This is a genomic window from Pasteurella atlantica, assembly GCF_963693435.1.
Lineage (GTDB): Bacteria > Pseudomonadota > Gammaproteobacteria > Enterobacterales > Pasteurellaceae > Phocoenobacter > Phocoenobacter atlanticus.
Genome location: NZ_OY856306.1, coordinates 354998 through 368190, shown reverse-complemented (window position 1 = coordinate 368190; position 13193 = coordinate 354998). Strand labels below are relative to the sequence as shown.

The window sequence follows — 13193 nt, the reverse complement described above, 5'->3', positions numbered from 1 at the left end:
ATATCTGACCGCTTAGTTTGATAATTCTTGTAAACTTAATTCATCATCTAAGTACAAAATATCACGCATTTCTCGATTAATAATAGTGGCTAAATCTTCTCGACCAATATGTTTAGCTGGAGTAGTTATTGCCATTGTTAAAACATCAACTACACTTGCTTGCATAAATTTTAGTGCGTTTTTCACATTTTCTTCCATTGTGACGTGTGCACCTGCGAGTGAACCATTTTCATTCACTAATTTATTACCTTGTACAAACACTTTTTGTCCCATTAGATCAAAAGATTCAATGCCTTCTACACCGATCGTGTGCATACTGTCAGTCACAAGGTGTAAACGATCTTTTCCAAGCAATTTATAAGCCGTTTTTAATGAGAATGGATCACTGTGAACACCATCCACGATCACGCCACAATATAAGCCTAATGTGCACGCTGTACCAATTACGGCGGGCTCTCTGCCTTGAAGTGGTGGCATTGCATTATATAAATGGGTTACCCCACTCAAACCCATACTATATGCTCGCAACATATCTTCTTTTTGTGCCATTGTATGACCTGCATTTACTTTGAAACCGTGATCAATAAGGTGTTTGATGAAATCAGCAGGAACTTGCTCTGGCGCCACTGTCACCAAGCTGTTTCCTAACCCTTCTTTTGCATAACGCTCGTAATCTTCTTGAGTTGGTTTACGGATATAAGCGGGTTGGTGCGTCCCTTTTTTCTCTAAGCTGATAAAAGGACCTTCAAAATGTCCACCGATTAAGCCGTGTAAATTTTGTTTAATCCCTTCTTGAATAGCGGTTAAACCTTGCTCTAATTTTTCAGGGGTGTCTGTGATAAAAGTGGGTAATATAGCCACTGTACCAAATTTACGGTGTGCTGCTATAATTGTTTTTAAACCTTCAATATTTGGCTCATCATTAAATAGTACGCCACCGCCACCATTTGCTTGTAATTCAACATAACCAGGTGTAAGAATTCCACCTTTTAGTTGAATGATTTTAGCATCTTGAGGAACGTTTTCATTAGGTATAACAGCAATAGTGCGATCACCTTCCACCGCCAAACTATGCCCATATAATAAGTTGTTGCCATCAAATATGGCTGCATTTTGATAGTAAATCATTATTTTTCCATCCGTTAGTTAAATACCGTCATCATCAGTTTGATTATTTTGATTGTTGCTCATTTGTAGTGCAAAACTTGTTATTCCTTGGCGAGCACTATCAATAAGCGTGTTGATACTATCACTTAAATTATCATAATCATCCCTTTCTAGGCAAGCTTCAATTAACATTTGTGCTGTTGTGCCAGTCACAACTTCACAATTTTTTCGTTGAGCAGCAATCATTGAAGCTTGTCTGAATGGTGTTCCCCCTAGAATATCTGTGAAGAAAATTAATTTTTCACAATTTAATTCTTCAACGGCTTGCTTGAGTAATACACCAAAATCACAACTTCCATCAAAATCTACTGCTTTATAATCTTCTTGCTCACCTGCAACTAATTCTAATGTTGAAGTAATCCCTGTTGCAAAATGCCCGTGTCCACAAACAATAATACCGATTGTCATATTCTGCTCCCGTAATAAAAAGTTTATTTTGTTTAAAATTGAAAAAGGGGAAAAAGATTCTCATCATTTACCCCTTTTTTATTACTTACTCGCTAAGATTAACTCATACGTGTTGCTAACACTGCTGGGTCGATAATATCAACACCGAACATCATTTTCACTAACACTGGAATTAAGGTACAAACTAGACCAAAGATTACAGTAAACATTACTAAGCGTAATGCACTATCCCCTTTCTTAATACGCCATAAAATCATTAGTGTCCATAATAATGGTAATAATTTAGGCATAATTGGATCAATTAAGTCACCTTGTAAAGTATATATATAAGGTTTTTCAACCCCTGGTACATGGCGAATCATTTGTAATCCAGCTTCTAAGCGAACATAACTTGCTGTCATCGCACCGATTACAGTTAACCCCACAATGGACGCTGCGTGACCGAGTCGTTTGGTTTGCTCTTTCAGGTTAGCAATCGCTGAAACCCCCATTTTATAACCATAGCTCGCTAAACCAAAACGTAAACCGAAGTGTACAAGGTTAAACGCAACTAAGAAGAAAATAGGACCTAACCAAGAGCCGTTAAGTGAGAAAGAAGCACCCACACCACCACAAATAGAAAGCAAGGTTAGCCAGAATACCGCATCACCGATACCACCACCTGGACCCATTGTTGAGATTTTAATTGCACGAATCGTTGAAACACGTTCTTTTGATTCTTCCATTGCAAGTACAAGACCAGAAATAAATGTTACTAAGAATGGGTGAGTATTAAAGAACTCAAGGTGCATTCCCATTGATTTTTTCAAGTCTTCTTCATTTTTATGAATTTTGCGTAAACTTGGTAAAATAGTATATAACCAACCATTTGCTTGCATACGCTCATAGTTAAAACTTGCTTGTAAGAATAGTGAACGCCAAGCCATTTTAGAAATATCTTTATTAGTAATGACTTTTTGTTTAGTTTGATCTTCATAAACATCTGGATCAACAGTTTTATTCATATCTGTCATCTTAAATTCCCTCTTCTTCAGTTTCAGTTGAATGACTACCTTCTGCTGGTGCATCTCCACGGATAAAGAATTCGATTAACGCGAATACTAAACCAATTAGTGCAATTGCAAGCAATGGCTGTTTGAAGTATGCTGACAATAAGAAACCTAAGATGAAATAAGCAACATATTGTTTTTTAAGCATAATATTCAATAAAATACCAAAACCGATAGCTGGCATTAAACCACCTGCAAAACCTAAACCATCAGTTACCCATTTAGGAATTAATTTAACAAAACCTTGTGCTGCTTCTGCTCCAAAATAAATTACTGCAAACGCAATAATTGAGTAGAAGAAGAATAGGATTGTCATACCTAAATAGTTAAGGTTTGCAATACCCGCAAAGTTAAGATTTTTTGCATAACGATCCGCGACACTCATTAACGGTGAATAAACGGTAAACAATAAAGTGATACAGATTTGTACAAAGATAGCAAATGGTACAGCAACTAAAATTGCTTGTTCTGCTGTTTGCCCTGTTACAAGAGCAAATGCAGTACCGATAATACCGCCAAGTACTACGTTAGGTGGCTGAGCTCCTGCAAGAGGAACAAGTCCCATCCACATTAATTCAAAGGTTGCACCAGCAACTAAACCTGCTTCTGGTTTACCTAGAATTAAACCCACAATTGGACCTGTAATAATTGGACGGTGGATATGTGTAAGTACGTTAAATAAATCGATACCCGCAATACCTGCAAAAATCGCTATCAGTAAAGCTTGCATCAAACTGACGTCAGTAACAACTTCCATAGCATTCTCCTAATTAAAAGTTAAGATTAAGTTAAAATTAAAGTAATGACAAAATGTCTTTTTTAGCATCGGCAGGAATACCTTGAATAGTACAAGGAATACCCTTTTCCACCAGTGCCTTAAAGCAACGAATATCGTCTTCTGTCACACTAATGGTTTTATCGATTTGTTTTTTGCCTTCAGCAAAGTGAAGATTACCCACATTTACTGCAGTAATTGGAACACCTCCCTCTACTAAGGCTAATACTGTTTGTGGTGTACGACAAACAAGAAATATTTTTTGTTTTGGTGATGCTTTATGAATCACATCAATAGTCTTTTGAACACTAAAGTAACGAGATTGCACACCATCAGCTAACACCATATCCATTAAATTTTGTTGCACTTTATCTTCTGCAAGAATATCATCTGCAACAAGTACTAAATTAGCCCCTAACCAGCTTGTCCAAGTCATTCCAACTTGTCCGTGAACAAGACGGTTATCAATTCGAGTTGCTAAAATATTTGGCATTATCGACCTCCTTTTTTTATTTATTATTTGAATTCGTACAATGTAACACCTTGAACCACTCGATTTACCTCTCCAGTTGGGCAAGGATTATCTGGTGAAATATCAAAGGTAACACTTAATGTTAAGCCGATAATTTGAGATACTAATACACCAAGTGGTGCAAGTAATACATCATCAGCATCAACCAAATTATCTGGTAAAACAATCAATTCAAGCGGTGAGTTGTGACCAAATTTTTGCAATAATTGATCTGCAATACGTTGTGTTGCAATTACTATCACTTGCTTACATTTGTTGTCTGAAAGCAATTCAATTGCAATATCACGGTCAAAACGTGAGGTGTATTCATTATTACTAACAAAAACACAAGCTGTAGTGGTTTCATCAACAATAGATTTAGGACCGTGTCTAAAGCCAAGAGAAGTTTCAGAAAGGGTGACAACTTTTCCACCTGTCATTTCTAAAGCTTTTAATGCAGACTCTTTTGCTGCACCAAATAAGGTATTAGATCCTAAATAAACTAAACGTTCTGAAGTTGGAATTTTTTGCAAAAAGTCTGAAGAAAGTAACCGCTTACACCAGTCTTCTGCACAATCTGCTACCAAATTTAAATCAGCTAACGGACGACCTGCAGCACGGTTGACTAATTGGAATGTAAATAACAACATTGTTGAGAAACTTGATGTCATTACAAAACTTTTATCGTGGGTTTCTGGTGGCATTAAACAAACGTGGTTGTGGCTATCATTACGTTTTGCTAATTCACCATTTGGGTTACAAGTCACGTTTATTTGATGCACTTTCGGTGCAAGTTGCGATACTTTATCTGCGGTATCTACACTTTCTGCACTATTGCCTGAACGACCAAATGCAAAAACAATCCCTTCACTTTCTGAATCAAAATAATAGTTAGGACGACTTACAATATCCGTAGTAGGTACAGAGCGAACTCGTGCTTTGGCAAATTGCTGAATAGCATCTGCTAATACATCACCCACATAAGCTGACGTTCCCGCACCGCAGAATGTTATGTAAGCGGTAGGATTGTTTAAGGTTTTTGCAATAAGTTGATATAACGCAGGATCTTGCTGATCTAATAAGTCCTTGATTTGTCGCCAACAATTTGGTTGTTGAGCCACCTCGTCGATGGTGTATTGAGCACCATCGAGTTTTAATTCATATAAATTGCTATTTAATGTTTTATAATCCATTGTTCTTAGCTCCCTTAAATTTTAGCTGCTTCATAGTATGGCAAGAGTGCCAACTGAATATGAAAATGTACTAAATCTTCAAAGTTTCCTTTAATTTTACCTTCACGTACGGCATCAAATTCCGCAGGCATATATTGTTTTAATAAACCTAATGGAATGGTTTTTCCCGCAAAGGCAGTTTTCATTTCACTGATAACTTGTTGTAATTTTGATTCTGGTAAGTAGTAACGGCAACGATCTGATAAGCTGTATGCACGAGCGATACGTTGTTCTTGTTCATTACCTAAATAATATTTTTTCCAATATTTTGGTTTTTCCATCATTATTTCTTCAAGGGTTGCTTTAAATGAAGATACCCCTAATTGCATATCTTGTGCGATATGATCAAGAGCAAAATAAGCCTCACGTAGAGCAAAAGTTAACGCTGGTCCTACTTTTAAAATTGCAAAGTGATCACGCACTAAATGTTGGAAAGCAAGCGGTTTTTGGTAATCTGTGGAGTGGGCTTCAAAGGTTGCATTAGGGAATTCATTTGCCAGAGCTGATAATTTGTCCGCTTTTTCAGGTGTATAATCCACTACACTATGATGATCAAATTCAACCCCTGGTTGCACTACTAAGCCAACTATTCTTGACCATACATCGCCTAAACCGTGTTTTTCAAAAATGGCTTTATGAACTTGATAAGTGGTGCGAGCTGCTTCTGGTGTAGTTGGTGTAACCACATCTAAATCTTCTTGAGCACCACCTGGAACTGGCACTTCAGTACCAATAATATAGACAATATCGTGTGGTTGATTGGTGGCTTTTGCGGTATCTTCTGCAATTTTGCATAAACGAGCCGCACGCTCTGCCACAATTTCATCAGTTAAAGGAACAGGATCGTCAGAACAAGACATACTGCAATCTAAGTGAATTTTTTGATAGCCCGCACTCACATAATGGCGAATCAATTCTTCTGAATGATTCATCGCTGTTACGCTATCTTGATCTTGCCACGCATTAGGGCCTAAATGATCGCCACCTAACACTAATTTGTCCGCTGATAAACCGTTATCGATCAATAGTTTTTTTACATAAGCGACAAATTCAACAGGCTTCATTCCTGTGTAGCCACCAAATTGATCAACTTGGTTTGATGTGGACTCCACCAACAATAAATCATCATATTGTGCTGCTAGTTTTGCAGCAGCAATAATCACATCAGGATTTGCACTACAAACTGAAACCACACCACCTTTACCTGTGGCTTTGTGGTCGTTGATACGTTGTTGAATTGGATTAACATTCATCATTTTCTACCTCAAAAAGTTGTACATTATTTTGTTTCAGAATAGTACGAAATTCTTCGGAGACCCCTTTTTCTGTTACTATTCCAGTAATATCTTCGAAATTCATAATAGATGCAAAAGCTCGTCTATTAAATTTAGATAGATCCGCTAATACATACACTTCTTTGGATTGTTGTGCCATTAAACGCGTTAATTGAGCATTAGCTGTATCTGTTGTTGAGAAACCTGCCTCTAAATCAATTCCATCGGTGCCAATAAAAGCTTTTGTAAAATGACATTTATTTAGCATATCGCAAGCTACAGTTCCTTCAAAAGCCATAATGCTAGAATTTAATCTACCGCCGAGGGAGTAGACATTAGTCTGCTTATGCTGAGACAAAATTGCTAAAGATGAAATTCCATTTACCATTACTGTCATTGGTGTATCTGGCAATGCGTTAACTAATGCTAAAGTTGTTGAACCAGAATCGATCACAATAGAATCAACTTCTGGATTAATAAGTTGTGTTGCTGCAAATTCTCCGATTCTTTTTTTTGCTTGTGCATTTACCGTCGTGCGTTTTTCTATACTAGTAGAAAGAAAAGATTTTTGGTTAACAATCGCACCACCATGTTGTTTACTTAAATATCCATCAGCATCTAATTGTTTAAGATCACGGTGAATCGTCATAACCGAAACATCAAATAGCTCCGCAAGTTGTATCGGAGAAGATATAATGCCTTGTCGTAAACGACTAAGAATTTCAGCTCTACGTTGTACAGGTGATTTTTTCATTTTTATGCCATTATGTAATTCATATTAAAATGTCTTAAAAAAACTGATATGCTTGTTTCTTTATTTTATGGTCGCAATATAAATAAAAAAAACACAATTTTCAACAAAAAATATCACATTTTGTGGTATACTTCACAAAAATTATGTTATTTAATGTTATTAAGTGAGATTTATTATGAAATTAATTATTTTGGATCGTGATGGTGTTATTAATAAAGAGCTAAAATGGGTAGAAAATCCTGATGAATTTGAATTTATTGATGGAGCAATTGAAGCAATAGCAAACTTCAAAAAAGCAGGCTACATCACAGCGATTGCTACCAATCAATCACATATTGATCGTGGACGTTTTACTGTCGCTGATTTAGATGCCATTCACGATAAAATGCTGAAAGAATTACGTGCGAATGGGGGCGATATTGATAAAATCGTTTATTGTCCGAGTTTTGACAATAACGATCCTCGCCGTAAACCCAATCCGGGAATGCTATTAGAATTGTTAGCTCATTTTAATGTTGAGCCAAATGAAGCGGTGTTTATTGGCGATTATGAACGAGATATGCAAGCAGGTTATGATGCGGGTTGTCGTTTAATTTTAGTAGAAAATAAACACGGAGAAGGTGAATATCACAATATGCCCGATCATTTAAAAGAAAAAACGACTTTTGTTAAATCACTATTAGAAGCTAGTGAAGTAATTGAAAATTGGGATTAGTTTGAATTTTAAGACAATTTATTATTTAATGACTATCATTAAAACGATAAATAACTTGATTAGCTGATCCTCGCCAAATTAGGCTAGGATCGGCTTGATCTTGAATAAATTTACCATCAATCAACACATCAATATAGGGTAACATTTGACGTTGATAATCATCTAACTCTGCTAATTGATAGCCTGTCCAAACCCAAATATCCTTACCTTTACATTCAGTTTTAATTCGTTTTACCAAAGGTAATAAGGTTTCAATATTTCGTGGATGTAAGGGGTCGCCACCTGAAAGGGTTAAGCCTTGTCGTTTAATCCGAGTATCATTGAGATCGTTGATAATTTGCTGTGCCATTGTCTCATCAAACAAAATGCCAGCATCAAAAGACCAGCTTTTTTGGTTGTAACACCCTTTGCAATAGTGCGTGCAACCACTAACAAAAAGGGTACATCTTGTCCCCTCTCCATTTACCACATCAATGGGATAATATTGTAAATAATTCATTTTTTACTTAATATTTTTCTTAAAACAAGCGGTCAAATTTTGGATAAAACTTACAAATGTTTCACTCGACGTTTAACTTCTTCTTGCTTTCCTGCATTAAATGGGCGTGCATCAGGGCTACCCAAATAACCACAAACTCGGCGAGTGACCGAAACTTTATTACTATCGTGGTTACCACATTTAGGACAAGTAAAACCTTTGCTGGTACACTCAAATTCGCCACTAAATCCACATTCATAACATTCATCGATTGGCGTATTCGTGCCGTAGTAAGGCACTCGGTCGTAGCTGTAATCCCACACATCTTCTAATGCTTTTAGATTATGCTGAATATTTGGGTATTCGCCATAACAAATAAAACCACCACTTGCGAGAGCAGGATAAGGCATTTCAAAATCTAATTTATCGTATGGATTGACTTTTTTCTCAACATCTAAATGATAGCTGTTGGTATAGTAGCCTTTGTCCGTTACGCCTTTAATAATGCCAAATTGTTTTACGTCTAAACGACAGAAGCGGTCACATAAATTTTCACTTGGTGTGGAATATAAACTAAATGCATAGCCCGTTTCTTCTTTCCACTGTTTGGTCGCATTACTTAAATATTCCACGATTTTTAAGCCTTTTTGACGTAATCTTTCATCGTCATAAATATGGGTATCGCCATACAATGCGTTGATGGTCTCAAAAATGCCGATATAGCCCAAAGAAATGGATGCTCTGCCATTTTTAAATAATTGGGCGACGTTATCTTCCGCTTTCAAACGTACGCCACACGCCCCTTCCATATATAAAATTGGGGCAACACGCGCTTTGGTATTTTCAAGACGAGCAATGCGAGTCATTAGTGCTTTTTTGGCAATATTTAATCGCTTATCAAGTAGCTCAAAAAACGTAGTTTCATTCCGTTTAGACTCTAACGCAATACGAGGTAAGTTAATGCTAACCACACCTAAATTATTGCGTCCATCGTGAATTTGCTCGCCATTTTCCGTATATTCATTTAAGAAACTGCGACACCCCATTGGGGCTTTAAATGAACCGGTGATTTCAATGAGTTTGTCATAATTGAGAATATCAGGGTACATTCGTTTAGAGGCACATTCTAAGGCGAGTTTTTTGATATCATAATTTGGATCGCCATTTTCAAGGTTTAAACCACGTTTTAAGGTAAAAACTAATTTAGGAAAAATCGGTGTTTTATGATTTGTACCTAAGCCACGAATACGATTTTTCAAAATAGATTTTTGAATTAAACGAGCTTGCCAGCTTGTTCCTAACCCAAAACCTAAAGTGACAAAAGGCGTCTGACCATTTGCGGTGTGTAGTGTATTGATTTCATATTCAAGGGACTGAAATGCGTCAAAACACTCTTTTTCAATCAGGCTATCAGCATAGCCTTGTGGATTAGGAATTTGCCATTCTTGGGCAATTTTCAAGAGTTTCTGATAGCTTTTTTCCACATAAGGGGCAAGCACTTCATCAATACGATTGATGGTTGTTCCACCGTAAATGTGGCTCGCTACTTGGGCAATGATTTGGGCGGTAATCGCCGTTGCCGTCCCGATTGAACGAGGCGTATCAATTTCAGAATTACCCATTTTAAAGCCATTTTCTAGCATTCCTTTTAGATCAACCAGCATACAGTTGAACATTGGGAAAAATGGCGAGTAATCTAAATCGTGGTAGTGAATTTCGCCACTATTGTGAGCATTGACCACATCACGAGGCAAAATATAACGTTGTGCATAATGCTTAGCCACGATACCCGCTAATAAATCACGTTGGGTTGGAATAATTTTTGCATCTTTGTTGGCATTTTCATTGAGTACTGCAATGTTGGTTTGATCGATTAGCCCTTCAATTTCTTTCATTAAAAAGGAGCATTTTTCACGAGCGATATCTCTATCGTGACGATATTCAATATAGGTACGAGCAACCTGAGGATAACAACTTTGCATTAGATGATCTTCAACAATACTTTGAATACTATTGATATCAATCCCTTGCTGATAATCATTGATAATTTTACTGCTAATTTGCTGGCTAATGCTTAAACAATAATGTTCATCATCAATACCCACAGATCTGGTTGCATTTTTTATTGCTGTAATAATACGTGTGATATCAAATTCTGTCAGAGAGCCATCTCGTTTTGTAACTAAAAATTTACCCATTTTTACCTCAATGCACAAACTTAAAGGGTTAATATATACTAACAACGATTATCATTTCAAGAGAGAGTAGTGATAATTTTCGTTTGTTTTTTTGATCAACTAATGGTGATCTTGATTAAATCTATAATATAAAGAAGTGTAAATAAATGTAAATGTTTACGTCTGAAAATTTATCTAAATAAGCGGTGACTTTATTTTATTTTTTTGCAAAAAGTCCTTCAAAACCTTAAATATAAGGATTTAAAGGACTTTTAAGTAGTCTTTTATATATTCCTACTGTGATATAATCACTTATAAAAGAATATTAGAATGCAATTTTGTACACTTCTAAAATTTCTTCTGCTGTACAATCTCTTGGATTTCCTCCTGTACATACATCGTTAAAGGCATCAACGGAAAGTGCAGGTAAATCTTCTTCTTTCACATCAATCATTGAAAGTTTTTCTGGGATACCTACATCTTTTGCCAGTTGTTTTACTGCTTCAACTGCCGCATTGCGATATTCAGCTTGCGACATTTCATCAACGCCTTTCACTCCCATTGCACGAGCAATTTCACGGTATTTTTCACCCGTGTAATCTTTGTTAAATTCCATTACATAAGGTAATAATACAGCGTTTGCAATACCGTGTGGTGTGTCGTAGTATGCTGAAAGTGGGTGTGCCATTGAGTGAACCACACCTAAACCTACATTAGAGAAGCCCATTCCAGCAACATATTGCCCTAATGCCATTCCTTCACGTCCTTCTGGTTCGCCATTTACAGAACCACGTAATGAACGAGAAATTAATTCAATCGCTTTTAAATGTAATGCGTCAGTTAACTCCCACGCTGCTTTGGTGATGTAACCTTCAATGGCGTGTGTTAATGCATCCATACCTGTTGCAGCGGTTAAGCCTTTTGGCATACTTGCCATCATATCAGGGTCAACAATTGCAACCGCTGGAATATCATTTACATCAACACAAACAAATTTACGTTTTTTAGCTTCATCTGTAATTACATAGTTAATGGTAACTTCTGCTGCTGTACCTGCTGTAGTTGCCACGGCAATCACTGGTACACATTTTTTCTTGGTTGGCGCAACACCTTCAAGGGAAAGCACATCGCTAAATTCAGGGTTATTGATGATAATTCCGATTGCTTTTGAGCTATCGATAGGCGAACCTCCACCAATTGCAATTAAATAATCTGCACCTGCTTGTTTAAATTTCTCAACTCCACGTTTGATAATATCAACACTTGGGTTTGCTTTTACTTCATCAAAAATTTCATACGCAAGACCTGCTTCATCTAACAGAGAGGTTACTTTACTTGCGACGTTAAATTTAATGAGATCTTTGTCTGTTACAACAAGTGCTTTTTTGAAACCACGAGCCTTTGCTTCTACGACAATATTTTGGATTGCACCTTTACCGTGATAGCTGGTCTCATTTAAAATCATACGATTTGCCATAATAACTCCTAAAAATATAAAATATTTTATAATTTTAAAAATAAGCTAAAACCCACTTTCGTGAATTTTAGCTTTCTTTTATAAGGTAATCTTACTCATATAAACAAGGTTTGATATCTGCATCATCCATATTTGTAGAGTTATACCATTTAGCACCAGTATCTACATCTTTCACTGCTTTGCCGTGAGATGCATCATAAGCTAATTTAACTGCTTTATAACCAATTTGTACTGGATCTTGAGTGATTGAACCTGCAAATAGTCCAGCTCTTACGGCATCAAGTTGTTTTTTACCTGCATCAAAACCTACTGCAACGACTTTACCTTTACCAATTTTTTCTAGGCCTTCATTAGCAGTGATAATTGCATTTGCTGCAAATTCATTTGAACCATAAATTGCAATTAGATCTTCTTTTTCAAGAAGTGCTGAAGCAACAGCTGCTGCATCCACATCTTTAACTTCTGCTGGAATACCAATATCAACGATTACTTTCGCTTTATCATTCTCATTTCTAAGTGCATCATGTCCTTCAATTGAAACATTATTTTTGCCAACTAACTTAACTACTTCATCAACAAAACCTTTTGTTCTTGATTTAACAGACTCACCATTCCAATCTTGTGTTACAACACCAATTCTCACAGGCTCTTTCGCGGCTTTGATTTTTGGTTCGATAAGTTTAAATAATTCAGTTGCAGCTAACGCACCCGCAGCATAGTTATCTGTTGAAGCATTTGCTTTAATCGCGCCTTCTGGTGCATTAGGAACACCTGAGTCAAAACCAATGATAGGAATACCTTCATCTTGTGCCTCAGAAATAGCGCCTAATGACGCATTGGTATCAAGAGCAGCAAGACAGATAGCATCTGGTTTTCCTGCTATTGCAGTATTTAAATATTCTAATTGTTGCGCAATATTAGATTCTGTATCTGGACCTTGGAATGTTACTTCTATGCCTAATTCTTTTGCTGCTTTGTTAGAACCTAATTCAACAGCTTTCCAGAATTGATGTTGGAAACCTTTCGCAATCACATCAATATGTGTTTTTTTGGCATCATCTGCCATTGCATTTGTTGCTAAACCTGCAGCTAATACACAAGAAGTTAAAACACTCGCTAACATTTTTCTAGATTTAATCATTTTGATTTCCTCATTAATTAAGTTTTAGTTTATAT

13 protein-coding genes are annotated in these 13193 nt (G+C 36.5%); 1 reads left to right on the top strand and 12 read right to left on the bottom strand.

Annotation, left to right across the window (positions count from 1 at the left end; genetic code table 11):
• Positions 1 to 12 precede the first annotated feature (12 nt).
• From nagA to U9966_RS01700, 8 genes are all read right to left on the bottom strand, one after another.
• A complete protein-coding gene (nagA, locus tag U9966_RS01735; RefSeq protein ID WP_306347559.1) occupies positions 13 to 1128 on the bottom strand; it encodes an N-acetylglucosamine-6-phosphate deacetylase in 1116 nt (371 codons plus the stop codon).
• An 18-nt stretch (positions 1129 to 1146) separates the two neighbouring features.
• On the bottom strand, positions 1147 to 1575 hold the full coding sequence (agaF, locus tag U9966_RS01730) for a PTS galactosamine/N-acetylgalactosamine transporter subunit IIA (protein WP_211599198.1): 429 nt from the start codon (positions 1573 to 1575) through the stop codon (positions 1147 to 1149).
• 98 nt (positions 1576 to 1673) lie between these two features.
• Positions 1674 to 2588 carry a PTS system mannose/fructose/sorbose family transporter subunit IID gene (locus tag U9966_RS01725; protein WP_306347558.1) on the bottom strand — a complete coding sequence of 305 codons (915 nt, stop codon included), beginning with the start codon at positions 2586 to 2588 and terminating at the stop codon, positions 1674 to 1676.
• 1 nt (position 2589) lies between these two features.
• Positions 2590 to 3381, bottom strand: a complete 792-nt coding sequence (gene agaW / locus U9966_RS01720; RefSeq protein ID WP_090921365.1) for a PTS N-acetylgalactosamine transporter subunit IIC — start codon at positions 3379 to 3381, stop codon at positions 2590 to 2592.
• A gap of 37 nt (positions 3382 to 3418) precedes the next feature.
• Positions 3419 to 3892, bottom strand: coding sequence for a PTS N-acetylgalactosamine transporter subunit IIB (gene agaV / locus U9966_RS01715; protein ID WP_090921364.1), 474 nt, complete (start codon positions 3890 to 3892; stop codon positions 3419 to 3421).
• A gap of 23 nt (positions 3893 to 3915) precedes the next feature.
• Positions 3916 to 5103, bottom strand: coding sequence for an SIS domain-containing protein (locus tag U9966_RS01710; RefSeq protein WP_306347557.1), 1188 nt, complete (start codon positions 5101 to 5103; stop codon positions 3916 to 3918).
• Positions 5104 to 5117: 14 nt separating this feature from the next.
• On the bottom strand, positions 5118 to 6398 hold the full coding sequence (locus tag U9966_RS01705; protein ID WP_306347556.1) for a class II D-tagatose-bisphosphate aldolase, non-catalytic subunit: 1281 nt from the start codon (positions 6396 to 6398) through the stop codon (positions 5118 to 5120).
• On the bottom strand, positions 6385 to 7170 hold the full coding sequence (locus U9966_RS01700; RefSeq protein WP_306347555.1) for a DeoR/GlpR family DNA-binding transcription regulator: 786 nt from the start codon (positions 7168 to 7170) through the stop codon (positions 6385 to 6387). The genes U9966_RS01705 and U9966_RS01700 overlap by 14 nt, the downstream gene beginning before the upstream one ends.
• 175 nt (positions 7171 to 7345) lie before the next feature.
• Here U9966_RS01700 and U9966_RS01695 point away from each other — a divergent pair, with 175 nt between their 5' ends.
• Positions 7346 to 7885: a D-glycero-alpha-D-manno-heptose-1,7-bisphosphate 7-phosphatase gene (locus U9966_RS01695; protein ID WP_306347554.1), complete on the top strand. Its 540-nt coding sequence runs from the start codon at positions 7346 to 7348 to the stop codon at positions 7883 to 7885.
• Positions 7886 to 7910: 25 nt separating this feature from the next.
• On the opposite strand, the gene nrdG is transcribed toward U9966_RS01695, so the two are convergent.
• From nrdG to U9966_RS01675, 4 genes are all read right to left on the bottom strand, one after another.
• Positions 7911 to 8384: an anaerobic ribonucleoside-triphosphate reductase-activating protein gene (gene nrdG, locus U9966_RS01690; RefSeq protein WP_306347553.1), complete on the bottom strand. Its 474-nt coding sequence runs from the start codon at positions 8382 to 8384 to the stop codon at positions 7911 to 7913.
• A gap of 50 nt (positions 8385 to 8434) precedes the next feature.
• Complete coding sequence (gene nrdD, locus U9966_RS01685; protein WP_306347552.1) at positions 8435 to 10561, bottom strand: anaerobic ribonucleoside-triphosphate reductase; 2127 nt, start codon at positions 10559 to 10561, stop codon at positions 8435 to 8437.
• Between the two features lie 304 nt (positions 10562 to 10865).
• Positions 10866 to 12017 carry a lactaldehyde reductase gene (gene fucO / locus U9966_RS01680; RefSeq protein WP_211599190.1) on the bottom strand — a complete coding sequence of 384 codons (1152 nt, stop codon included), beginning with the start codon at positions 12015 to 12017 and terminating at the stop codon, positions 10866 to 10868.
• Between the two features lie 91 nt (positions 12018 to 12108).
• Complete coding sequence (locus U9966_RS01675; RefSeq protein ID WP_306347551.1) at positions 12109 to 13158, bottom strand: ABC transporter substrate-binding protein; 1050 nt, start codon at positions 13156 to 13158, stop codon at positions 12109 to 12111.
• Positions 13159 to 13193: the final 35 nt, after the last annotated feature.